Annotated in this window: 18 protein-coding genes and 3 pseudogenes; 19 read left to right on the top strand and 2 right to left on the bottom strand. The window is 45.8% G+C overall.

Annotated features, from left to right (window positions below; genetic code table 11):
- The first annotated feature begins 3 nt into the window (after positions 1-3).
- The gene (locus BLQ24_RS08185; RefSeq protein WP_090164473.1) at positions 4-840 is read left to right on the top strand and encodes a VirB6/TrbL-like conjugal transfer protein, CD1112 family; all 837 of its coding nucleotides are present in this window, start codon (positions 4-6) and stop codon (positions 838-840) included.
- Positions 841-905: 65 nt separating this feature from the next.
- On the opposite strand, the pseudogene BLQ24_RS08180 reads toward BLQ24_RS08185, so the two are convergent.
- A pseudogene (locus BLQ24_RS08180) lies at positions 906-1,109 on the bottom strand (type II toxin-antitoxin system YafQ family toxin); the annotation flags it as partial.
- Between the two features lie 74 nt (positions 1,110-1,183).
- Positions 1,184-1,456, bottom strand: coding sequence for a type II toxin-antitoxin system RelB/DinJ family antitoxin (locus tag BLQ24_RS08175; RefSeq protein WP_090164472.1), 273 nt, complete (start codon positions 1,454-1,456; stop codon positions 1,184-1,186).
- A 146-nt stretch (positions 1,457-1,602) separates the two neighbouring features.
- On the opposite strand from BLQ24_RS08175, the gene BLQ24_RS08170 reads away from it, so the two are divergent.
- The 18 genes and pseudogenes from BLQ24_RS08170 (at position 1,603) to BLQ24_RS08085 (ending at position 24,369) form a co-directional block, all read left to right on the top strand.
- Positions 1,603-2,559 carry a DUF5688 family protein gene (locus tag BLQ24_RS08170; RefSeq protein ID WP_090164471.1) on the top strand — a complete coding sequence of 319 codons (957 nt, stop codon included), beginning with the start codon at positions 1,603-1,605 and terminating at the stop codon, positions 2,557-2,559.
- Positions 2,560-2,994: a PrgI family protein gene (locus tag BLQ24_RS08165; protein ID WP_090164470.1), complete on the top strand. Its 435-nt coding sequence runs from the start codon at positions 2,560-2,562 to the stop codon at positions 2,992-2,994.
- 22 nt (positions 2,995-3,016) lie between these two features.
- Positions 3,017-5,338: pseudogene (locus tag BLQ24_RS08160) on the top strand (VirB4-like conjugal transfer ATPase, CD1110 family); the annotation flags it as partial.
- Between the two features lie 263 nt (positions 5,339-5,601).
- The gene (locus BLQ24_RS08155) at positions 5,602-7,206 is read left to right on the top strand and encodes a lysozyme family protein (RefSeq protein ID WP_090164468.1); all 1,605 of its coding nucleotides are present in this window, start codon (positions 5,602-5,604) and stop codon (positions 7,204-7,206) included.
- A gap of 405 nt (positions 7,207-7,611) precedes the next feature.
- Positions 7,612-8,313: pseudogene (locus BLQ24_RS08145) on the top strand (type I restriction-modification system subunit M); the annotation flags it as partial.
- A gap of 472 nt (positions 8,314-8,785) precedes the next feature.
- Positions 8,786-9,175, top strand: a complete 390-nt coding sequence (locus BLQ24_RS08140; protein WP_336433279.1) for an RNA polymerase subunit sigma-70 — start codon at positions 8,786-8,788, stop codon at positions 9,173-9,175.
- Between the two features lie 509 nt (positions 9,176-9,684).
- On the top strand, positions 9,685-10,128 hold the full coding sequence (locus BLQ24_RS08135) for a hypothetical protein (protein WP_090164466.1): 444 nt from the start codon (positions 9,685-9,687) through the stop codon (positions 10,126-10,128).
- 172 nt (positions 10,129-10,300) lie between these two features.
- Complete coding sequence (locus BLQ24_RS08130) at positions 10,301-10,585, top strand: hypothetical protein (protein ID WP_176755894.1); 285 nt, start codon at positions 10,301-10,303, stop codon at positions 10,583-10,585.
- Between the two features lie 252 nt (positions 10,586-10,837).
- Entirely contained in the window at positions 10,838-11,062 is a 225-nt protein-coding gene (locus BLQ24_RS08125) for a helix-turn-helix domain-containing protein (RefSeq protein ID WP_090164465.1), read from the top strand.
- A gap of 26 nt (positions 11,063-11,088) precedes the next feature.
- Entirely contained in the window at positions 11,089-12,807 is a 1,719-nt protein-coding gene (locus BLQ24_RS08120) for a phosphoadenosine phosphosulfate reductase domain-containing protein (RefSeq protein WP_090164464.1), read from the top strand.
- Positions 12,808-12,821: 14 nt separating this feature from the next.
- On the top strand, positions 12,822-13,718 hold the full coding sequence (locus BLQ24_RS08115; protein ID WP_090164463.1) for a DUF4007 family protein: 897 nt from the start codon (positions 12,822-12,824) through the stop codon (positions 13,716-13,718).
- Positions 13,718-17,329: a hypothetical protein gene (locus BLQ24_RS08110; RefSeq protein ID WP_090164462.1), complete on the top strand. Its 3,612-nt coding sequence runs from the start codon at positions 13,718-13,720 to the stop codon at positions 17,327-17,329. The genes BLQ24_RS08115 and BLQ24_RS08110 overlap by 1 nt, the downstream gene beginning before the upstream one ends.
- 12 nt (positions 17,330-17,341) lie before the next feature.
- Complete coding sequence (locus BLQ24_RS08105) at positions 17,342-18,487, top strand: aminotransferase class V-fold PLP-dependent enzyme (protein WP_090164461.1); 1,146 nt, start codon at positions 17,342-17,344, stop codon at positions 18,485-18,487.
- An 8-nt stretch (positions 18,488-18,495) separates the two neighbouring features.
- Positions 18,496-20,694 (top strand): DEAD/DEAH box helicase family protein, encoded by a 2,199-nt coding sequence (locus BLQ24_RS08100; protein WP_090164460.1) that lies wholly within the window; start codon positions 18,496-18,498, stop codon positions 20,692-20,694.
- A complete protein-coding gene (locus tag BLQ24_RS10130; protein WP_176755893.1) occupies positions 20,687-20,860 on the top strand; it encodes a hypothetical protein in 174 nt (57 codons plus the stop codon). The genes BLQ24_RS08100 and BLQ24_RS10130 overlap by 8 nt, the downstream gene beginning before the upstream one ends.
- Positions 20,842-22,836: an AAA family ATPase gene (locus tag BLQ24_RS08095; protein WP_090164459.1), complete on the top strand. Its 1,995-nt coding sequence runs from the start codon at positions 20,842-20,844 to the stop codon at positions 22,834-22,836. Before BLQ24_RS10130 ends, BLQ24_RS08095 begins: the two co-directional genes overlap by 19 nt.
- A gap of 11 nt (positions 22,837-22,847) precedes the next feature.
- On the top strand, positions 22,848-23,387 hold the full coding sequence (locus BLQ24_RS08090; protein WP_090164458.1) for a hypothetical protein: 540 nt from the start codon (positions 22,848-22,850) through the stop codon (positions 23,385-23,387).
- A gap of 19 nt (positions 23,388-23,406) precedes the next feature.
- On the top strand, positions 23,407-24,369 hold the full coding sequence (locus tag BLQ24_RS08085) for a sigma factor (protein ID WP_143004278.1): 963 nt from the start codon (positions 23,407-23,409) through the stop codon (positions 24,367-24,369).
- Positions 24,370-24,427: the final 58 nt, after the last annotated feature.

Here is a 24,427-nt window from a genome sequence, read left to right as displayed (position 1 = left end):
CCGGTGAGTGATAACTGGGTAGTACAGAACCTGCAGAATGCACTGAACACATGGAACGAGAAACTGGCGGAAGTCTGGCAGCTTCTCACCATGTCGCCGGAATCGTTCAAGGGCGGCGGGATCTGGAAGGTGATCCTGAACATCAACGGAGCAGTACAGGCCATCGGGCTTGCCCTGCTCGTTTTGTTTTTTCTGGTGGGAATGGCGAGAACCAGCGCCAGTCTGGATGAAGTGAAACGGCCGGAGCATGCGCTGAAACTCTTTATCCGTTTTGCCATTGCAAAAGGCGTTGTCACCTACGGGCTGGAGCTGATGATGGCGATATTCACCATTATTCAGGGAGTCGTCAGTACCATTATGCGGTCCTCCGGGATTGCAGCTGCCGGAAAGACAACGCTGCCGAAAGAGATGGTGAAAGCCATTGAAGACTGTGGGTTCTTCGAAAGCATTCCGCTTTGGGCGGTGACGCTGATCGGCAGTCTGGTCATAACAGTACTGTCATTCATCATCATACTTACCGTCTATGGCAGGTTCTTCAAGCTGTATATGTATACGGCCATCGCACCGATTCCGCTCTCCACCTTCGCCGGTCAGCCCACCCAGAATGTGGGGATCAGTTTTCTGAAGGGATATGCGGCGGTATGTCTGGAAGGAGCAATTATCGTTCTGGCCTGTATCATCTTCACCAAGTTCGCATCCACCCCGCCGGTGGTGGATGCAGATGCGGCTCCGGCAGCTATGGTATGGAAGTACGTGGGAGAGCTGGTGTTCAACATGCTGGTTCTGGTGGGATCAGTCAAGATGAGCGATGCCATCGTCAGGGAAATGATGGGACTGTAATTGAAAAAGGACGGGATCAGGCAAAAGATATACCTGACTCGTCCTCTCTTCGATTTTTCAGTATTCTATTTTTTGAATAACTCTGAATGTGATCCGAGTCGATAAAGCATCAATACGAGCACGTCGTCTCTGAGTTCATAAATCAGAAGCCAATCCGGCTCAATATGACATTCTCTCGTTCCTTTATAGGTTCCGGTCAGTTCATGATCGTGATATTTTGCGTCCAAGGGATTACCGTTAGAAAGAATGTCTATGACCTCGAATAATTTATCAAGGCTTTTTCGCTACTTCTTTGCCAGTTTCAGATCCTTTTTAAACTGGCTGGTAAATTTCACTTCATACATCATAATTCAAGTGCCGCTTTAAGCTCGCTAATATCGGTATAACCTTTTACATCAGGATCAGAAGCAATTCGTCTGCCTTCTTCAATCGCTGCGGCGGTTACTTCGTTAGGAACCTCCAGTTTCAGATCAAAAGGAATTCCATTCTCACGAATAGTAGATCTCAGGAACATATTCACTGCAGTTGTCATATTCAATCCAAGATCTGAAAAAATCTGTTCGGCTTGCTCTTTGATCTCCTTATCGGTTCTTATATTCAAATTTGTAGTCGCCATAAAATCACCTCTCTTCTGCAGTCAGTATATGCAATTATTCGTTTAATGTCAATACAATATCATTACAAACTGTGCATACATGCAATCCATTACGGCAGCCAATTCCGGCTGTCATTTTGTTTTGCCAAAATCAAGGAGGAATTTGTATGAGAGAAAAAGAATTTATGGAAATGGCGAAGCAGGAGATCCTGCGGCAGCTGCCGGAAGATGTCAGAAACGGGCTCAGCCTGAAGGAAGTGGAAGTGGTAAAGATCAACGATCAGAAGAACCACGGGTTCTGCTTTCAGAAGAATGGAAGCAAGGCGTCCCCAACCTTGTATCTGGATCAGGCATATGACCTTTTCCGTCATGGCGCATCTCTGGAACGCCTCATGGGAGATGTGACCAGGGCCTACCTGGAGAGCATAGACCGAGGGCTGGACCCGGCAGAGCCGGATCTTTCATTTGACAACATCCGGGACAAGCTTTCTCTTCGTCTGGTGGAGACAAAGAGAAACCGGGAGTATCTCCTGGACAAGCCTCATCTGGACGTGGGAAACGGTCTGGCGCTGATATGCGATCTTCAGCTTAGCAGAAACATGAGCGAATGCTGGCGCACGGTAGTAAATAACGGAATTGCCGAAGCAAACGGCTACGACAAAAATGAGCTTTTCCAGGAAGCCATCCGCAGCGCCGTAAAGATAGATCCTCCCGAGATGAAGGATCTTCAGGACGTTGTCTTTGGCGATAAAGACGGAAGAAATCTTCTGTCCGGTACCGATGCACCGCTTAAGGATAATGCCGGAAGCCTTGAGCCTATCTACCTCATCAGCAGCAGGAGCAGACAGTTCGGCGCTGCGGCATTCTTCTATCCCGGCGTAAAGGAACAGGCAGCAGACATTCTGGGAGAAGGATACACCGTTCTTCCAAGCAGTCTGCACGAAGTCCTTCTGGTACCGGATTCCAGCCAGATTCCGGTAAGAGACCTTCAGAATATGGTGAAGGAAACCAACCGGAGTCAGGTAGAACCCAAGGACATTCTATCCGACAACATCTACCACTTTGACAACTTTCAGGGAAAGCTGTCCACCATCCAGCTTGAACGTGGAAAGGAGGCGCGCTAAATGGAAGTACGCATCAACCGGGAGATCCGGGAATACACAGAGTCCATGTTTTTCGGGCTCACGCTGCGGCAGTTTATCTTCTCTGTACTGGCCTGCGCCATCGCTGTTCTGATCTATTTCACCTTCAAGCCGGTTCTGGGTCTTGAAACGGTAAGCTGGATCTGCATCGTCGCAGCAGCGCCATTCGCTGCCATCGGATTTTTGAGGTACAACGGGATGACTGCAGAGAAATTCATTGCAGCGTGGATCCGGTCGGAAATTCTTCTGCCGGAGCATCTCTGCTTTGGCAACACCAATCTTTATTACAACATGTTCCGTGAGTCTGCGGAGGAAAGCCGGAAAAAGAAGTTTCCTCTCAGACGGCGCGGCGGAAGAGCCGCAAGAGAAGGACAGGACAGCAGAAAACGCGGAAGGAAGACAAAATCCGGCCGCTGAATAATGACAAGGAGAAACGTATATGATCAAAACACTGACCAATATCCTGAAGCAGGACAAAGAACGCTTTCAGGTCCCGAAGAAAGTCCAGGACATCATTCCCGTCAGCACCATATGGCCTGACGGGATTTTTCTTTCCGGGAAAAACAAGTATTCCATGACCTACAAGTTCGAGGACATCAACTATGCGGTGGCTTCACGGGAGGACAAAGAAGCCATGTTTCTGGAATACTCGGAGCTTCTGAATGCACTGGACAGCGGAAGCACCACCAAAATCACCATCAACAACCGCAGGCTGAACCGGACGGATTTCGAGAAGCAGATCCTGATCGACATGAAGAACGACGGACTCAACGAATACCGTGAGGAATACAACGAGATGCTCATGGAGAAGGCCACCGGCTCTAACGCCATCGTTCAGGATAAGTACGTCACGATATCCGTAAACAAAAAATGCATTGAGGATGCCCGGGTGTACTTTGCCCGGGTTGGTGCAGATCTCATCGCCCACTTCAGCCGTCTGGGATCCGTCTGCACGGAGATGGATGCGGTAGAACGTCTCCGTATCATTCACGACTTCATGCGAACCGGCGAGGAAACGAGCTTTCAGTTCGACATAAAGGACCATATGAGAAAAGGCCACAGCTTCAAGGACTATATCTGTCCGGACGATTACGAGAACCACTCCGACTATTTCAAGATCGGTGATCGCTGCGGCCGTGTGATCCTGCTCCGGGACTACGCCTCATATATCAAGGACAGCATGGTGGCGGAGATCACAGACATCAACCGAAGCATGATGCTGAGCATCGACGTGATCCCGGTGCCTACGGATGAGGCGGTAAAGGAAGTGGAACAAAGGCTCCTTGGGGTGGAGACGAACATCACCAACTGGCAGAGAAAGCAGAACATGAACAACAACTTCTCTGCCGTTGTCCCCTACGACATGGAGCAGCAGAGAAAGGAATCCAAGGAATTTCTGGATGACCTGACCACCAGAGACCAGCGCATGATGTTTGCGGTGATCACGGTGGTGCACACCGCAGACAGCAAGAAGCAGCTGGACAATGATTCTGAGGAGATCATGACCATTGCCAGAAAGCATCTCTGTCAGATGGCGGTTCTGAAGTTTCAGCAGCTTCCGGGACTGCAGACTGCCCTGCCCTTCGGAGTCCGGAAGATCGACGCATTCCGCACTCTGACCACGGAGTCCCTTGCGGTCTTCATGCCGTTCCGTGTCCAGGAGGTCTATGACAAAAACGGAATCTACTATGGCCAGAACGTCATCAGCAAGAACATGATGATTGCAGACAGGAGAAAACTGCTGAACGGCAATTCTTTTATCCTGGGAGTCTCCGGGTCCGGAAAGTCCTTTACCGCAAAGAACGAGATCACCAATCTCATTTTGTCCACTGACGCGGACATTATCGTTGTGGATCCGGAGCGTGAGTATGCGCCTCTCATCAAGGCACTGGGCGGATCTGTCATTGAGATCTCCGCCACCTCCCAGAACCACATCAATGCCATGGACATGAGCAGCAATTACGGAGAAACGGACCCGATCATTGAAAAGTCCCAGTTTCTCCAGTCTCTCTGTGAGCAGATTATCGCAGGGCACAAGTTTGCCAAAGGGCAGCAGTCCATCATCGACCGCTGCACGGAAAACGTCTACCGCTACTACAAGCAGGGAAACTATATGGGAACGCCGCCGACTCTTGCGGACTTCCGTGATGAGCTGCTGAAGCAGAAGGAACCGGAGGCCCAGTCTCTGGCGCTGGAGCTGGAACTTTTTACAAGAGGGTCCCTCAACACCTTCGCAAGGCAGACCAACGTGGATACCTCAAACCGACTGATCTGCTACGACATTCTGGAGCTGGGAGAACAGCTCCGTGCCATCGGCATGCTGGTGATTCTGGATTCCATTCTGAACCGCATTACGGAAAACCGGCAGAAAGGAAAGCAGACATTCGTATTCATCGACGAGATCTATATTTTGTTCATGCACGAGTATTCCGCCCAGTTCCTGTACAAGCTGTGGAAGCGTGTCCGGAAATACGGCGCCTACTGCACCGGGATCACACAGAACGTGCTGGACCTGCTGCAGTCCCACACTGCCAGAACCATGCTTTCAAACTCCGAGTTCATCGTCATGCTGAACCAGGCGGCAACAGATCGGATCGAGCTGGCCCGACTGCTGAACATCTCTGATCTTCAGCTTTCATATATCACCAATGTGGATGCAGGACACGGCCTGATCAAGGTGGGCTCCTCTCTGGTGCCCTTCGAGAACAAATTCCCGAAGAACACGAAGCTGTATAAGCTGATGACCACTAAACCGGGTGAAGGACTGGAGGAAGTGAGAAAGCCTGCACCTTCTAAGCCTTATGCAGCATCTTCTCCTGAATCTGACCTGCTTACCGATCAGGAGCTCCGCATTCTGGAGAAGATCCGTGAAGTGGCAAAATCCCAGGAAGAGTTCGATGCGCTGGTGGAAAAATACCTGAAGCCTCTGCGTGAGAAATCGTAGGATAAGCCGGGAGGGACGCCCTCCCGTACATGAGGACCGATGATTTCGACCCTCATATTTTTTGAAAGGAGGAGCGATGTATGCCTGAGATAAAGACCCGGCAAGTTCAGAAAGGAACCATCAAGTCACTGGACCGGGCAGCGGCCCTGACCTGCCGGATGAAAGACGTTCAGACCAGAACAAAAGACCTTGTCGATGATCCCCGTGCCCGAAGCAGCAGATCGGCGAACGAGTACGCATCGAACCGGATCACGGGCATGGCAAAGGATACGGGAACGGATGCGGTGTATGCAGCGGAGAAATCAGCCACCTGGTCAGCAGGAAAGATCCGCCAAGCAGTGGTCCAAACGCAGGAAGGTGGCCTCGTATCTCCAATCAGAGCCCGGAGTTTCGTCCGGATCCGAAGAAAAAAGCTTGCTGAAAAGGAGCAGATCGCAGCCCGTCAGCGGAGCATCCGGAACTTTGCCAACAGCCGACAGCTGGCGAGAACAAAAGGAAAAGAGAAAGCGATCCGTGAGTTCGCCAAGCAGCGGACCGTTGTGGATTCCCAGAAGAGATCCCTTCAGAGTATCCGTATCACGAAGAGAGCCGCCCGGCGAACTGGAAAAATGGTGCAACGAATGGCAAGGAGACTGCGGGATCTGATCCGAAGTGCAAAAGCAATGATCGGAGCCATATCTGCCGGAGAAATCGTCTGCCTTGTGATTGTACTTGTCTGCATCCTGTTTGGTGCTGCATTTTACTTCTTCGGTGATGATAGTTCGGCAAACTACACGCCGGTGAGCCCGGAGGTAGAAGCCTATTCTGCCGTGATTTCCAAATATGCCGGACAATACGGAATCGGTGAATATACGGAGCTGGTCAAAGCAGTCATGATGCAGGAGTCCGGAGGCAGAGGCACTGATCCCATGCAGGCCTCGGAAAGCGGCTACAACAAGAAGTATCCTCACTCTCCAGGGAGCATAAAGGACCCGGAATACTCCATCCAGTGCGGCGTTCAGGCACTGGCTTCATCTCTGAAGGAGGCCAGGTGCAAAAATCCCATGGATATGGACCGAATCCGTCTTGCGCTCCAGGGCTACAACTATGGCAATGGATATATCTCCTGGGCTATAGCCCGGGACGGCGGCTACACAGTGGAAAACGCTTCAGATTTCTCGGACATGCAGGCGAAAAAGCACGGCTGGAAGTCCTATGGCGACAAGCAGTACCCTGCCCACGTTCTCCGTTACTATCCGTACGGCAATTACAACTACGGCATCGGCAACGGCAAGATCATCAGCGTTGCTGCTCAGCAGATCGGCAACAGAGGAGGACAGAAATTCTGGAGCTGGTACGGTTTCCACGGCCGTGTGGAATGGTGCGCCTGCTTCGTTTCCTGGTGTGCAGATCAATGCGGATATATTCAAAGCGGTACAATACCGAAGTTCGCTGCTGTTGGAAACGGCATCAGCTGGTTCAAGTCCCATCATCAGTGGCAGACCAGAAGCTACAAACCGAGTGCCGGTGATGTGATCTTCTTCGACTGGGGCGGTGATGGCAGCCCGGACCACGTGGGACTGGTGGAAAAATGCGATGGCAGAACCGTTTATACCATAGAAGGAAATAGCTCCGACACGTGCAGAAGACGCAGCTACCCGGTGGGCGGAAGACAGATCTACGGGTACGGAGTGCCGAAGTATTGATTGGGCGATAAAAAGCCCAATTTACATAATGGTTGTGAAAAATAATACAAAGAATTCGGCTTGTATGGTGTACTATTAATGTTTTTTATAGGGTGCGCATTACAACTGAGTCTTTTTTTGATGATTGACTATGCTTGAAAAGAGAGTAGAAAACTATAAATAATGAAACAGTAAGACAAACAATAAAGGTGAGAATGAAATCGAACGTTGGATCAACTTTGAAGATCTGGCAAGGCATCTGAACCTCAGCAACGATATTATCCGCTTATGGATTAAGAAGAGAACCATTCCATACCACAAAGTTGAACTTAAGTATTAGTTACGTTTATCGGAGGTGGACGAATGGGTCGATAGCGGACAAAGTGCAAATACTGATCAATAAGTCAAATGGAGGAGCAAACTAAGATGGCAACAGACAGCAAAAAAGAAAGGGAACGCGAAGAACTACATCGCGCCATCTGGGCGATTGCAGATGAGCTAAGAGGTGCTGTAGATGGATGGGACTTTAAGAATTATGTTCTTGGTATGATGTTCTACAGATACATTTCAGAGAATCTGACAGAATATGTCAATAAGGGCGAGCACGAAGCAGGGAATACTGATTTTGATTATGCAGCTATGCCGGATGAAGACGCAGAGATTGCTCGTGAGGGGCTTGTTCAGGAAAAAGGGTTCTTTATTCTGCCAAGTGAGCTTTTTGCAAATGTGACCACAAGGGCAAAGGATGATGAGAACCTGAACGAAACTCTAGAGAAGGTGTTCCATAATATTGAAGAGTCAGCAAAGGGCAGTCCTTCTGAAAAAGACTTTGCAGGCCTGTTCGATGACTTTGATGTCAACAGCAACAAGCTCGGCAGTACGGTTGCTAAGAGAAATGAAAGACTTGTAAAGCTCCTGAATGGCGTTTCTCTGATGAAGCTCGGGTCAGTACAGGATCATGATATCGATGCTTTCGGAGATGCCTATGAGTATCTGATGAGCATGTATGCGTCAAATGCTGGAAAATCAGGAGGTGAATTTTTTACGCCTGCTGACGTTTCAATCCTTTTAACACGGCTTGGAACTGTTGGAAAAACAAAGGTCAATAAGGTTTATGAAACGCCGTGCCTAATTCCGATACAAAATCAGGCCGCCTGAGACCGCTTTCTTTCGTTCATTATTTTCCTAAACCTTGAAAACAAGCCGTTCCTGGACACCGAGGGTGTGTGCAGGAATTTTTTAGTTTTTGGGACTTTTCTGGCGCGGGATTCTGCCCGGAAATCTGGCTGTAAAAAAGCGGTGTGCATATCCGTACACCCTGTGTAATTCATGAACGATTATTCTGTAACTTCTTAACGAGATGTACATTCCTAACGATTTACCTCACAGTTTCAGCTCTGGGACGCTCTAGACGCCGGGAATCCTCTCTCCGCTTGACTTTCAGGGCGCTTTGAGTGATGAATGGCGATGCGGAAATACGAGGACCGGCGCTTATTGAAAGGTGCTGGGGAAAATTCTCTAACGATGGAAAAAGTCCGCAGAGTTTTCATACGCAAAGAAACGGAGGTAAAGGTCAATGGATGATAAGTAGAGATCAAGAATCGCAGTGATGAGATCGAACGGGTATGGGTACAGGGCGATTGCCGGGAAGCTGGGGATAAGTCCCAATACCGTCAAGTCCTACTGCCGGAGGAACGGACTCGGCGGAGTGGCGCAGCCGAGGAGAAAGGCGATCCAGTTCACCGGGGAGATCACGCCGTGCAGGAACTGCGGAATGGAGATACACCAGGTTGCGAAGCGGAAGAAAAAGATATTCTGCTGTGACAAGTGCCGGAACGAGTGGTGGAACAACCATCTTGATCTGATCGACCGGAGAACCTTCCATACGCAGATCTGCCCGACTTGCGGCAGGGAGTTCGAGGTCTACGGGAGTGCGCCGAGGAAGTACTGCTCGCATCCCTGTTATGTCAGGGACAGGTTCGGAGCGTGAAAATGTTCTTATGACCGAGATTATATCTGCTCAGGATAAAATACGCCATCGGCGCTTACTTTACCTATGCGGTACGTCTCTGTCTGGAATCTGATAGGGTAAGGTTTCTGTTCATCAGTTTGACCGGAATCACGGACGATGGTCTGCTTCGACTCATAGGAGTATGCTATTTCTATCTGCTCGGTGTATTTCTCTCCGAACCGGTTCTCCAGCTCAAGGAGGAGAGTAAATGATTCCCCGTTGTAGTTACGCCAGAAAGCAGTGGTCGCATACAGACCGATAACACCCTCTTCAGAGATAAAGACAAGTACACTTACACCGATAAGTCAACAACCACGGCTTACTCTGAGAGCAACACATCTGGCAATGTTACTGTTACTTCAGGAACAACAGATATCACTGTAAATGATGATACAGTTACTGCAAATGCTGCCGCACTTAATGCTAACGAGCAGTACTATGATATCCAGATTTCAAATAATCTGACTGGCACTAACGAGAAAGTTGCTGTGATCCGTGTAATCACGAGCAGAACTGCAAAAGCATTCTCTACTCTTAAGCTTACTCTTGAGGGCAAGGATTATTCTGCTGCAGCATCATATGATGCACAGGGCAATGTTCAGGATAAGACTGATGTAGAGGCTTCTCTTAAGCTTTCAACAGCTGATAAGACTTCTGTTCCGTTTACTGTAGAGTCATCAAACCAGTACACTGTTACATCTAACGATCCTAACACTGTTGCTGTCCAGGACGGCACTCTTGTAGCAAAGAAGACAGGTAATGCTGCCATCACAATTGCTACTACTGCTGATACTACTCATTACGGCGCAGCCAAGATTACTGTAAATGTCAATGTAACTGATCAGGCTCTTGCAGCTAAGGTTGTCGCTGATCCGGCTACTGTCACCCTTGGCAGAAACGTAAAGACCGCTACAATCACGGCTAAGAAGTAATCCCAATCCTTCTGAAGAAAATCAATGATTTGACAATTATCATATAGTTCCGGGGAAAGCCGGTAGAGGCTTCCCGGAACCAATTTGACACAATTGGCCCGTCCGCATTCCCCACGCGGGAATCTCCCATGCGGACGGGATTTTTTTAGTTTTTGAGAAAGGAAGTTTTAAAATGGTTAGAGTAAAGAATATCAAAGGAACCGAAGACAACTTACCACCATCTGGGTATAATTCGTGGGAGGCATATTGGGAACATGAGACAGGAAGATCGTTTTCAAAATGCTCTTGCAGCGGTTGCGGCAATAAAGCACAAGTTGGAGAACATGTGATTAAAGCAGGCAGTGCTGATAGACGTTGGTATATTGTTCCATTATGCTACTCATGTAACAATAAAAGATCGGACGAAGTTTTCGAGGTGAGTGAGCGAGATATGGTTTTTGCAAGTGTAAAACGATGAATTGGAATATTTAACATTTTGAACCTGTCCATAGAATTCCGATCAGAGGATTATATGGGCAGGCTTTTTTATGCCTTGACTTAACTCTATCTAAGAGTGATAGATATAGGCAATATACTTGCCTTAAAGAAGGTTCCTGGCACACCCTGTGCGCTTGAGGATTTCAAGCTTTTCTTGAATTGAGACGACATGTATGGTACTCTCAAAGACGTAGGTGTCGTCTCTTCGAGAAACGAAAAAGGAGCGCTGTCGATGGCTATGAACTACGATAAATTATGGAAGCTTCTTATTGATAAGAAAATGACCAAAACAGACCTGCATGTGCAGGCGCATGTTACGACAAATGCCATAGCAGCGATGGGTAAAGGTAAGGATGTATCCACAAGCGTTCTTGATAAGATCTGTCGGACACTCGATTGTAAGATCGAGGATATCGTTACATGTGAATATGGCACTGAAGAGCCAGACACTCAGTGAGGCATTGTATTTAAGGAGCAGATAGCGTGTGGTGTAAGAACTGTAATATAGAGACAAATGAAAAGAACTGCCCTGTCTGCGGTGAGGAGACAGTCGAAGATACACCGACTGAAGTATATTGGTGTAAGGAATGCCATATCCCTGTCATGCAGGAGGTTTCTCAGCCAGATAAGGGCATCTGTCCGAGATGCGGAAAGCAAATGAAGTATCTGGCGAGGGATATCCGCCCGGTATTTCCGGAGGAGAGGCTCCTGTTAGAACTTCTTCTTGATAAGGAACCATATAAATGGGCAGAGAAATCTGTATGGGCAGAGAATAACAGATATTATATAGATGGGAAGGCGATTTCACTTCCAAACAGGCTGTTCAAAGAAACGAATACGGATGGATATATTGAACAGCTACAGCGGTATGAGAAAGATAATCCTCATAAGTACTTTGAAGAGTATATAGTAGCTTTTGTGAATGCAAATAGAATGCGTCTTGATTACCTGATAGACGAAGCGCATCGATTCATCACAAAGGCGGCAGAGAAGTTTCCGGAGGAAAATATCGTTCTCTCCTTTTCCGGTGGGAAGGACTCCACAGTGACAGCAGATCTTGCCATCAAGGCTTTGAGTGATCCGAGCCTGGTCCATATATTTGGCAACACGACTCTTGAGTTTCCTCTTACTATAGAGTACGCCAGGAGGTATCGAGAGAATCATCCGCAGGCGATTTTCAAGGTAGCGAAGAACTATGAGCAGGATTTTCATAAAGTATGTGAGGATATCGGTCCTCCGGCTAGGATGATGCGCTGGTGCTGCTCAATGTTCAAGACCGGCCCGATCACTCGTGTGATCAATGGGCTGTACCGTAATCAGCGTATATTGACTTTCTACGGAATCAGGAAATCGGAATCGGTCTCGAGAAGTAAGTATAACCGGATTGAGGATGACGCAGAATCGGTAAAGATACAACAGCAGACAGTCGCTTCACCTATTTTCTTCTGGAAAGACATGGATATATGGCTATATATCCTTTCAGAGGACATTGATTTTAATGATGCCTATCGTCTTGGATATGATCGGGTAGGATGTTGGTGCTGTCCAAACAATAATCAGAGAGCACAATTTCTCTCGAGGATATACATGCCAGAAGAATCAAAACTCTGGAGGGAGTTCCTTATCGATTTTGCTAAAAAGGTTGGTAAACCAGATCCTGAGGAATACGTGGATTCCGGAGCATGGAAAGCCAGACAGGGAGGCAATGGACTCGCTGCAGCAGGAGACGTAAAGATTCGTTTTACGAACTGTACGACAGAAGACCACGCAAAGATCTATCGACTTGTACGTCCGATGGATGATGAGTTTTTAAATATGCTGACGCCATTTGGCAGGGTGGCTCCAGAACTCGGACAGAAGTTATTGCACGAAGTGCTTGTGCTTGATTTGGGAACAAATGTACCCATTCTATCAGTGCAGCCATTTGAGCAGGATGGATACGAGCATGCGGTAAAGGTCCGCACGATGAATGTTAAGGATCATGATAGCCTGCAGCATATGGTAGGCTACCAGGTCAGAAAGTTTAATGCTTGCAGGAAATGCCTGAAGTGCGAGTCGCTCTGCCAGGCAGGAGCGATATCCATTTCGGAAGATGGCTATCATATCGATCCTGATAAATGCGTACATTGTAAGATGTGTGTTACCGCAAAGTATCTTCGCGGAGGCTGCATGATGGATAAATATTTACGGACTAAGGATTAGGAGGATCTAAGGACATGGCTATGAGGTTTCGGGCTCATGAGACATTTTTCATAAGGAAGGGATGGCTCAGCAAAGGAATGCGCTTTGTATCACAGAAGCCTAATGTCTTTACAGACAAAAAAGAAAATCCCATGGATGTCCTGGGCATCGGGTCAAATATGGTGAGATCGCTCCGGTACTGGCTGCAGGCTGTGGGACTTACCACGGAACCGGCAAAGGGCAGAAAGGATCAGACACTTACGGATTTCGGAAAGCTGGTCTATGCACATGACGCCTACACAGAAGAGCTCGGGACTCTGTACCTGATGCAGTATAAGCTCGTAACAAATGCTGATATGGCACCATCCTGGTACTATTTCTTCAATGAATTCACTATGCAGGAATTTGGGAGAGAAGATTTTCTTGAACAGATACAGAGCTATCTCAAGCTGCAGGATACTACAGTGGCCTTGAGGTCTCTTACAGATGACTTCAACTGTGTCATGAATACTTACATTTCGAGGTACAGGTCAGAGCAGTCAAAAGACTCGCCGGAGAATAACATCACCTGCCCTTTTAGTGAGTTGGGATTAGTTGACATTCTAAGCCGTGAACGCGGCAACTATATATACAAGAAGACAATTCCGTCGGTCCAGAGTTTCAACCCATGGGTGATCATGGCAGTGATATCTGACCAAGCGGATGGAAGAGACGAGATCGGGCTAAATGAGCTGCTTACTGCAAAGTGTAATATAGGGAAGGTATATAACCTGGATTCGATCTGCATGCTTGAGGTACTGCATGAAGTGGAGAAGATAGGAGAAATAAAGATAAACCGCACGGCGGGGCTTGATGTGATTGAGATCATTAACAAGCGGACGTTTGAAGAGTGCGTTGAGAAATATTATGCTGACATTGAGAGGACAGACTGATGAGTAAAATGATACAGGTCGCACCGGGATTCCAGTATTCGGTGAATATCGGGTATGACTTAAATCATGATGATAAACTGAAAAACTTCATACCTACAAAATCTTCAATGCAGCTGTTGAAGGAAATACTTCTCAGTACACATCCTGACTCCACAGAACGTGCACGTGTCCTGATCGGAGCCTATGGAAAGGGTAAGTCACATATCGTTCTTACGATTCTTTCTATCCTGATGCAGCGAGACCGTAGCCTCTTCGTACATCTGATGCCAAAGATCGATGAGGATCCGGAATTGAAGCAGCTTATAGATAATTACTATAGCGAGAGTAGCAATAAGATACTCCCGGTAATTATCAACGGAACAAGTACAAGTCTGCCTCAGGCTTTCCTGCTGGCTTTGCAGAGGACTCTGAATGAGAACAACCTGGATATCATGCCTGAGACTAACTACAAGGCAGCTATCAGGACAATAGAAAAATGGAAGACAGACTATCCTGAAGTCTATGCTACTTTCAAGAAGGGGATCAGTCTGCCTATTGAAGCGTTCCTCGAGGAATTGGAGAATTATAATTCAGAGATTTATGATGAATTTGAACGCATCTACCCATCGCTTACGGCGGGAAGCCTTTTTAATCCCTTTGTAGGATTCGATGTAGTTGATCTGTATGAGAGCGTGACAAAGAGCCTCAAGGAAAGAGGCTATCTGGGGCTATATGTGGTTTATGATGAATTTAGCAAGTTCCTGGAATCTAATATCACGTCTGCTACTGTCAGCGATACGAAGATGCTTCAGGATTTTGCGGAGAAGTGCAACCGCAGTGGTGAAGCTGAAATGCATCTGCTCCTGATTTCGCATAAGGAGATATCCAATTATATTGATAAACTGCCAAAGCAAAAGGTCGACGGCTGGCGAGGAGTATCAGAGCGTTTCAGACACATACATCTGAATAATAACTTCTCTCAGACTTACGAGATCATTTCGACTGTGATCATGAAAGATAAGGATGAGTGGGAAGCTTTCTGTAATAAGCCACAGAACAAGGCCAGATTCGATGAACTCATTAAGCGGTATGGAGATCACGCTATCTTCAGCGATGCCAAAGAGCATGAGCTCGAGACCACTATCTTTGGCTGCTATCCACTGCATCCTGTGTCTACGTTTATCCTTCCTCGGCTGTCAGAACAGATAGCACAGAACGAGCGTACCTTGTTTACTTTCCTGTCTGCGGATGGTCCATCCACACTTTCTTCTTTTCTAAAGAAGCCAGGCAGACCGGTATTTTGTGTCATCACACCGGATCTGATATTTGACTACTTCGATCCGGTTTTTCAGAAGGAGCCTATCTCCGGAGAGATACACAAGAACTATGTATTGACAAAAACTATCCTCGAACAGATCAGAGACCAGGAGCTTGAAAGCAAGATCGTAAAAACGATCTCTCTGATCTACACTCTTGGACAGTTTGATAAGCTGAAGCCAGTCAAGGAAGAGCTGGTCGGTATTTTTGGCATGGAATACACGCCTGCAGAGATTAATGCTGCCATAGAGCACCTAATAAATGATGAATATGTCATTTATTTGAGACGGAGCAATGACTACCTGAAACTGAAACAGACCTCAGGCGTAGATATCGAGCAGAGAATTTCGGATACAATCGCTTCGTTGGATGCTCACTTTTCGCTCAAGGCTGCCCTGGATGCGGCAAATATTGACCGGTACATTTACCCATCTCGATACAATGATGAACGCGAAATGATCCGCTATTTCAAAGTGGAATTTGTAGAAGAACAGGAATTAGAAGATGTGGATTGGAATCGGAAAGCAGAAGGCGTTCATGCTGATGGCGTTATTTATGCGATTGTTCCTGACAGTAGTGATTCCATAACCCGCATCAGGCGGGCCGTGCTTGAATCCAGCAAAGGTGTAGAGCGGTGCATCTTTGTTGTTCCAAAAAAGTATACAGAGATCAGATCGATCCTCAAGGAATATGATGCTGTTCAGACATTACGTACTGCGGCAAAAGAAGATCCGGTACTATTTGAAGAATATGAAGCCATCTATGAAGATCTCCGGGAGGTAATCAATTCCTTCATAAGCGGATGCACACATCCAGAAGAGTATCGTTCCGTCTATATCAGTGATGGTGAAGAGCGGATTATCCTACGCAGGGCAGCTCTTACGGAGCTTGCTTCTGAGCTATGCTTTAAGGCTTTTTCCGAGACTCCTGTGATAAATAATGAGGCGATCAACAAAGAAGAGATCACTTCGATTGCCAATAACAGCAGGAATAAGATCATAGCGGGGCTGCTGCGGAGCACACTAGAGCCTAACTTAGGTTTGACCGGATCAGGACAGGAAGTCTCGATCATGCGGAGCACACTGCTTCGCAAAGGCGTATTGATCGACGATGAATCAGGAACGCGGATTAATCTGTCTCCTGATGATGAAAAGATGAAAAAGGTTCTCGATACGATTGTTGCTTTCATCATGGAAGCGAAAAAGAATGGGCGCATATCTTTTGCAAAATTGTATGACGAACTCACATCGGCAGAGTATCACATTGGACTTCGCAGCGGAGTGATTCCGATTTACATAGCTGCAGTATTTCATGAGTACCATGAGGATATCATTCTGGAGAATGAGCATGGACAGGTACCAATGACTTCGGATACGCTTCAGGCCATCAATTCATCTCCGGATGATTATCAGATATCATATTTGGACTGGGATCCGGAAAAACAGCGCTTTGTGACTGACATTGCCGAAATGTTTAGTCAGTATGTGATCGAAGCAGAACGGGATCTGAGTGCATATGAATACGCGGCATCCGCCATGAAGCGTTGGTATCTGTCTCTGCCTAGATTTGCGAAGGAGACAACAGGAGTTGCAGGTAGAAAAGTAAACAGCAGATACAGGAAGATGGTAAAGCTCCTGAGGCAGAATCTCAGCGGACAGGAACTGCTCTTTGAGAAGCTGCCGGATGCTTTCGGATACAAAGAATTCAATGAGGGCCTGGCAGAGAATATCGCACAGGCAAAAGAATTCTATGATACAGCGGTCTCAAAACTTAAGGAGTTGCTGATTGATGATACCAAGGAAATCTTTGCTATTAGCTTCAATAGATCCCGGATCAATAGAATATCCCTGTCTTCCGTGATAAAGGATTGGTGCGAGACATTAGATGAGCATATCTTCGAGCAGTTGTTCGAGAACGGGACTGAAAAATGCCTGAGTCTGTTTAAGACTGTAACCAATGATGAGAGCACTTTTGTCTCCCGTCTGGCAAAAGTGGCTACGGATCTCCGGGTAGAAGACTGGAATGATAACACGATCGATCGGTTTGTTGAAAACCTGAAAATGTATAGAGATACAGCGGAATCTTTCCATAGCGGGGAAACGGAGGACGATCCAACTTCTACATCCGAGTATGAGATTCATTTCAGGACAGATGACGGAAAGACAGAAGTAAAACGTTTTGATAGAGTTGATTCCACGAAAAAAGGAAAACTGCTGTACAATTCCATTATGGCAGAAATTGATTCTATGGGCTTCTCGATATCTGAACAAGAGAAGAGACAGATACTCCTGGATATATTAAAGGGAATGTGCTAAGGAGGCAGATGCATGGCATATTTTGATAATGCAGCAACTACATATCCGAAGCCAGAATGTGTTTATCGTAGCATGGATGAGTTTTATCGTTCTTCTGGTGCTAATGCCGGAAGGGGAAACTATAAGCTCTCACAGAGCGCGGGATCACTGATCGGCGAGACTAGAGAGCTAATACAAGCCCTCCTGCATTGTTCCGCGAAGCAGGTGGTATTCGAACCCACAGCGACGATTGCGCTCAATCTTATCATCCAGGGAATCATTTTTGATGGCGCTGTAAATATCTATATCAGTCCATTTGAGCATAATGCCGTTACACGAACTCTCCATCATTTTGAAAAAGAGGGGGTCATAAAGGTAAGACAGTTAGCGGTCTCTGATGAGATGGTATATGACATGGAACGTATCCGTTATCAGTTTGATGCGGATAAGCCTGATTTCGTGATCGTAAGTCATGCTAGTAATGTGTTCGGATTGATAGCACCGGTCGAGAAGATTTTTTCACTTGCAAAGAAATACAACGCAGTGACCCTTGTTGATATGGCACAGACAGCTGGTCTTGTAGATCTGAATGTAGGTCTTTCAACTATTGATTTTGCTGTATTTGCAGGGCATAAGACCCTTTATGGCCCTACCGGAATCTCTGGGTTTGTTATGAATCCAGCCATGAAGTTTTCACCGGTACTTTTCGGCGGAACCGGATATGAGTCTGCTAATCAGGACATGCCAGAAGACCTGCCACAGAGATATGAGATGGGGACGCTTAATATCTCTGGCATTGCTGGCCTGAATGCTGCGTTGAAATGGGGTAGAGAAAAAACCATCGATGAAATCTGGAATACAGAGCAGGAGCATAGACAGAGACTGATAGAGCTACTTGAGCGGTATGATTTCATTCAGATAATAGGAAATGAACCTGGATGCAGATATGTAGGTATTGTATCTGCTGTAATAGAGGGGATAAGCAGCGACAGTGCGGGACCAGTATTTGATGAATGTAATATAGCGGTCAGAACCGGTCTTCAGTGTGCTCCTCTTGCTCATCGGTTTGTGGGGACATATCCGGCCGGTACTGTACGCTTTAGCGTGAGCTACTTCACATCAGACGAGGATTACGCTGAGTTAGAAAAAGCTCTTGATTATATCGAGGATGAGATTTAGGAGAAAGTATGAGCCTGAAAGAACACAATATAAAAAGTGAATATCGCTCTCTGATCGACAATGTCATCCAGGACTTCTATCTGCCGCTCCTTCATGATGCCGCTATGTATCGTAGAGCGGTAGGATTCTTTTCGTCATCTTCTCTTGTGGAGATTTCTAAGGGAATTGGCGATATGGCACAGAATGGTGGCCGGATCGAGATTGTTGCATCACCGTATCTTTCTGATGATGATCTAAAGGCCATCAAGGCTGGATATGAGAATAGAGAAAAAATCATAGAAGGCGCTCTTATCAGGCAGATTTCTGATGAACCATCTGATTATTACTCGATGGAGCGTCTCAATCTCCTGGCAAATCTGATCGCAGACGGTATCATGGATATCAGGATAGCGTATACTGACAATAACGGTGATATCGGGATGTATCATGAAAAGATGGGCATCATAGAAGATTCTGATGGGAATCATGTCGCGTTTTCTGGTTCTATGAACGAGTCAATGACAGCAATGTCTATAAACTATGAGACGATAGATGTTTTCTGTGATTGGAAAGGAGCGGAGGCCGATCGTGTTCAGCTGAAGGAAAACGCCTTTCATGCAATGTGGAACAACGTGGAGCCGAGCCTCAAGGTGCTGGAATTCCCAAAAATATCAGAGACTCTGATCGAAAAATACCGACGCAAGAAGCCGAACTTCGATATTGATAAAGAGCAGTTTTATAAAAGAAAAGAGACCAACAAGAATTTGAGAGGAGAAATGCATTCTAAGGAGGCTATAGGCCCTAGAATCCCTGATGATATTTCACTGCATGACTATCAGGAAGATGCTATAACTGTATGGGTAGGCGAGAACTACAGAGGGATCTTTGATATGGCCACCGGAACCGGAAAGACATATACCGGCCTGGGCGCGATCTCCAAATTATCAATGGACCTTGGAGATGATCTAGCCGTGATCATCGTGGCCCCATATAAGCATCTCGTGGAGCAATGGGTTGACGACATAGTACGTTTCAATATGAAACCTATCGTGGCTTACGGAGATGCTTCGCATAAGGACTGGAGAAAGAGATTGTCAAGGGCTGTACTTGACCAGAAGATCAGAAAGGATAAAAGATTCTTTTGCGTGGTATGTACGAATGCTACTTTTACAGATAAGTACATGCAGGAGCAGATCAGCAAAATAAAATCCCCTATTCTGCTTGTTGTTGATGAGGCACACAATTTCGGAGCCAGATCATATGCCAAACTGCTTGATGACAGATTCACGTACAGACTTGCGCTTTCCGCTACACTTGAGCGGCATCGTGATGAAGAAGGGACTGCGTTCCTGTATGACTTCTTCGGCAAGAAGTGCATAGAATACACATTGGAGCGTGCTATTGCGGAAGATAAGCTGACTCCATATAAATACTATCCGGTGCTTGTGTACTTGAGTGATATAGAGCTCGAATCATATGAGCAGCTGTCCTACGAGATGTCGAAATATGTGATCAAGGGCAGAGATGGTAGACTCAAACTGAATAAACACGGAGAGATATTAGCTCTCAAGAGATCTAAGGTTGTAGCTGGCGCTATTCAGAAGTTGGATGCGCTAAGAGAGGTAATCGAACCATATAAAGATGATAATAATATTCTTGTGTATTGCGGAGCCACGAGAATATACGAAGAAAACGAGGATTCTCCTGATGACGAAACGGATATTAGGCAGATAGAAGCGGTGACAAAGATACTCGGTAATGAGCTGGGAATGAGTGCAGCACGATTTACATCTGAGGAAAATATGGAGCAAAGAGCCCTCATAAAGGAGCATTTTCAGGATGGTGACCTGCAGGCCATTGTGGCGATCAAATGCCTTGATGAAGGTGTTAATATACCGGGGATCAGGACTGCTTTCATACTTGCGAGTACGACTAATCCCAAGGAGTATATACAGCGCCGTGGAAGAGTACTCAGAAAGGCTCCAAATAAGCCGTTTGCCGAGATCTATGATTTTGTAACACTACCAAGGCCACTTGATTCGGTGTCGGGACTTACCATAGATCAGGCAAATCGGGATATAACTTTGGTAAAGAATGAACTGGCCAGGATCAAAGAATTCGGAAGATTGGCAATGAATTCTATGGAAGCCAATAATCTGATCTGGGATATAGAAGAAGCATATCATTTGGATGGGTCTCAAACGGAGGAGGTTAATGATTATGAGTGACTACAGTAACATCCGGATTGATGATAAGTCTATCGAGAGATTGAAACGCAAGATCATCATCCAGGAGAATAGGAATCTCAAGACCAGAGAAAAAAGTGACAGTCAGATGATCGCATGGATTAAGAAACAAATCGAGGAGGAAGTGCAATGCTGCTTAAATCAATAAAACTAGAGAACTTCCGGCAGTTCCGTGATGAATCCATCGACTTTGCTGAAGGTGAGAACGGGAAAAATGTCACGATCATATTAGGTGAAAACGGAACAGGAAAGACAACATTCGCTCAGGCTTTTTTCTGGTGCATGTATGGAGAGACTGAATTTGCGGATAAGGTAATCTTGAATAAAATTGTCGCAACTGAAATGACTCCGAGCGATGAAAAAGAAGTCCGGGTAACACTGGCGCTTCGGCATGGTGAAGTAGATTACAAACTTATCCGTAAACAGGTATACCATAAGGATCACTCTGGCAATGTAAAAGGAGATAATACTATCTTCGACATTGAAATGAAAGATTCCAGTGGAAACACTTCTTACGTGAAAAAATCCCTATGCGAGATGGAAGTGAAAAAGATATTGCCGAAAGAGCTGTCGAGGTATTTCTTCTTCGATGGTGAGCGCATTGAAAAAATGAGTAAGGACATTTCTACCGGCAAGAAGGCCACCGATTTTGCAGATGCAGTAAAGGGACTGCTTGGCCTGAATGCAATGATCAGCGCCTTAAACCATTTTAATCCTCGGAAACAGTACAGCGTTATTGGGAGTTATGAAAACTCCTTTAACACCAAGAGTAACAAACAGATAGAGGACTATACCGCTACTATAGAAAATTGCAAGAAGAGACTTGAAGAGATAGACGATGAGTTTGAACAGCTTGATTCTCAGATTGCATCTGCTGAAACAAGGAAATCAGAGAAGACTGCAGAGATAAAACAGTATGCAGAAGGTGAAAAGCTGCAGGATGAAAAAGAAAAGCTGCAACGCAGTATTAAGAGCGCCGAAAATAGCAAGGCTGCAGTAAACAAAGCGATATGTAAGGATTTCAATAATTCCATGAGTTCGTTTTTCTCCATATCGATGATTAAACGCGCTTTGGAAGTGTTGTCCGATCACGATTTCCTAGGAAAAGACATACCTTTTGTCAGAAAAGAAACGATTGATTATTTACTTAGACAGAAGGTGTGCATTTGTGGCACTCAGCTTAATGAGGGATCCATGGCATACAATAAAGTGAAGGATCTCGCTAATTATGTGGCACCTAAGTCAATCAGTAATAAAGTATCGGATTTCAAGGATGAAGCTAAAAGCCGTGTTGGAAGGCTCGAAAATCTTACAGAGCAGATGCAGGTAAATATGACAACTGTAAGTGAGCAGATGGATGATATCTCTGAGAAGACGGATGAGCTGCATGCCGTAGAAGAAAAGTTAAGTGGTGGAGATGTTAGAGAGAAAGTACGTGCTATTAATAATGAAATCAAAAGTTGTAATGATGTGATAAATAAGAGCCGTACCAAACGGGATAAATTGAATCAGGAAAAGGGCCGTCTTGAAAGAGACATGCAGCAAGCAGATACTGCCAGACAGAAACTGACGCTTCTTGATGAGTCGAACAAGAAGACGCAGCTTTACCTGACTTGTGCCAGACGGATCTACGATGAATTGAATGAGGTGTACACCTCCAGCGAAACAAAGATCAGAAATCAGCTGCAGAATACCATCAATGATATTTTCAAACAAATCTATGAAGGAGGTTTGTCTTTGACCATAGATGAGAAATACCATATTACAGTTCAGGCAAACGACTATGAAGGTGATGTGGAGACATCAACAGCTCAGAGCATTTCTGTAATCTTTGCTTTCATCACCGGCATCATAAAAATGGCCAGGGAAAATCGTAATGCTACGGACGAGGATGCAAAATTGCTCTCGTCTGAGCCTTATCCTCTTGTTATGGATGCTCCGTTGTCGGCTTTTGATAAGAGACGAATAAAGACGGTATGTGAAGCCCTTCCGGAGACTGCAGAACAGGTCATCATTTTTATCAAGGATACGGATGGTGAACTTGCTGAAGAGTATATGGGAGATAAAATCGGCAGCAGACATCAGTTTGATAAGAAAAACGAATTTGAAACAGTACTGATTTAAGGAGGAGCGGCATGTTTGATAAACAATACAGATTCAGAGGCAGACACGCTCTTCGTGTAGATATGCTGACAAGCGTGTTTGATGATTTAAGTAAAGCAAAGCTGATTGACAGAAACGTGGATGTATATGCAAATGCTCCATTGATTGGATTCCTTTATGGGAGAACGGCTGATCTCGATAATACGAAGAATCCGGATACAGGTGAAGTCTACAACACGAATGTAATGGGCGATCGTGTCATGTATTCTAGTAAAGAGCTTGGATTCAATTTTGCGCTTATCATGCTATTAGATTCCAACTATGAACAAGACGAAGAAAAGCGGATTGACAAAGCATTCAGATTCCCTGGTAAAGATCCGGCAGATGAAGAACGGTTTAACAGTTATGTCAGAGGTGGCATAGACGTGCTCTACGAAAAACTGATCACAGATGATGGATCCCGTGATCCTGATTCTTACATTGAGAGGTTATATGAATTCGTAGAAGATTTTGAAGATAAATTTAACAGCGGGATAAACAGTGAGGATATCCTGAAATTATGTATAAAATAAGTGAGTGGGTGAGGTTTCGGTGGGAAGTGACAATAGAACAAGTGCATATCAGCATCTGGTCAGATTATCAGAAAAACAAGGATATGTCCTGTTTGATGATATTATAGATGCCTCTGACAAATGGTCGCTTCCCATTCAGGATGTAGACTGGCTCTCGAGCAGTATAACTGCACGGGGGATATTGGTCTATGATACAGCTCCGGCTACAAAGAGTGTCGACTCAGACGATGTGTATGATGATTACGCACAGGTCGACTATGAGGAAACGTTTGATCGAGTGATAAAAAAGGACCATACTTTGCAGCCCTTTATAAAGTATGTAAGAAAAATAAAGCCTCCGCAAGCTCGTGAAATGGATCAGCTGAAGTACCAGGTGAAGGAGGGAAATCAATACGCCAGAAAACGTGTATTCGAAATGCATCTTCGCTTCGCGGTACGGATCGCACTGCAAACAGCAGAACAATTCAGATGTGAAATGGCAGATACGCTCCAGGAGGCTTGTATCGGTCTCTTGTATGCCGTGGATAAATACGATCCGGATTCTGGTGATCCGTTTGGCTCATATGCATCACTTTGGATCTTGCAGAATGTGAGGAGGACACTGCCAACACGCAGACCCTTGGTGTATTATCCTGTTCATGTAAAAGAGGGGTACATATCAGTGTGTCCGATATTAAAAAGGAGGGGCTACATCGGAAGGTGGGACTGGAACACCACAGACATGGAAGATATCAGGCAGATAATAAAACAGAAATTGGATTGCGATGATTCACATGCGGATGATGTCATTAATCAATTCATTCCATTAGAATCCTTTGATGAACAATATGAAATGTTTTTGAAAAACATCGATGATTACGAAAAACACGAACTTCATTGGAGTGTGCATCTCGAACGTTGTTTTTATAGTAATGATACTTTAGTCGAAATAAGTGATGAGGCTCTTGAATATTCCGGTGTGCTGAAAGCGCAAATCCGGTGAACTGGAAATCACCAGTCCGGCCGGTGGAAATCATAAATACGTGTATTCCGGTTCAACG

It is taken from the genome of Eubacterium pyruvativorans (assembly GCF_900102225.1).
Taxonomy (GTDB): domain Bacteria; phylum Bacillota; class Clostridia; order Peptostreptococcales; family Anaerovoracaceae; genus Aminicella; species Aminicella pyruvativorans.
Note: the sequence above shows the minus strand (reverse complement) of the source record. Positions and strands in the feature narration are given on the sequence as shown.

Excerpts from the sequence above, each read along its gene's own strand:
- BLQ24_RS08175 (WP_090164472.1), bottom strand. The coding sequence starts at position 1,456 with ATGGCGACTACAAATTTGAATATAAGAACCGATAAGGAGATCAAAGAG.
- BLQ24_RS08170 (WP_090164471.1), top strand. The coding sequence starts at position 1,603 with ATGAGAGAAAAAGAATTTATGGAAATGGCGAAGCAGGAGATCCTGCGG.
- BLQ24_RS08165 (WP_090164470.1), top strand. The coding sequence starts at position 2,560 with ATGGAAGTACGCATCAACCGGGAGATCCGGGAATACACAGAGTCCATG.
- BLQ24_RS08155 (WP_090164468.1), top strand. The coding sequence starts at position 5,602 with ATGCCTGAGATAAAGACCCGGCAAGTTCAGAAAGGAACCATCAAGTCA.
- BLQ24_RS08130 (WP_176755894.1), top strand. The coding sequence starts at position 10,301 with ATGGTTAGAGTAAAGAATATCAAAGGAACCGAAGACAACTTACCACCA.
- BLQ24_RS08125 (WP_090164465.1), top strand. The coding sequence starts at position 10,838 with ATGGCTATGAACTACGATAAATTATGGAAGCTTCTTATTGATAAGAAA.
- BLQ24_RS08115 (WP_090164463.1), top strand. The coding sequence starts at position 12,822 with ATGGCTATGAGGTTTCGGGCTCATGAGACATTTTTCATAAGGAAGGGA.
- BLQ24_RS08110 (WP_090164462.1), top strand. The coding sequence starts at position 13,718 with ATGAGTAAAATGATACAGGTCGCACCGGGATTCCAGTATTCGGTGAAT.
- BLQ24_RS08105 (WP_090164461.1), top strand. The coding sequence starts at position 17,342 with ATGGCATATTTTGATAATGCAGCAACTACATATCCGAAGCCAGAATGT.
- BLQ24_RS08100 (WP_090164460.1), top strand. The coding sequence starts at position 18,496 with ATGAGCCTGAAAGAACACAATATAAAAAGTGAATATCGCTCTCTGATC.
- BLQ24_RS10130 (WP_176755893.1), top strand. The coding sequence starts at position 20,687 with ATGAGTGACTACAGTAACATCCGGATTGATGATAAGTCTATCGAGAGA.
- BLQ24_RS08095 (WP_090164459.1), top strand. The coding sequence starts at position 20,842 with ATGCTGCTTAAATCAATAAAACTAGAGAACTTCCGGCAGTTCCGTGAT.
- BLQ24_RS08090 (WP_090164458.1), top strand. The coding sequence starts at position 22,848 with ATGTTTGATAAACAATACAGATTCAGAGGCAGACACGCTCTTCGTGTA.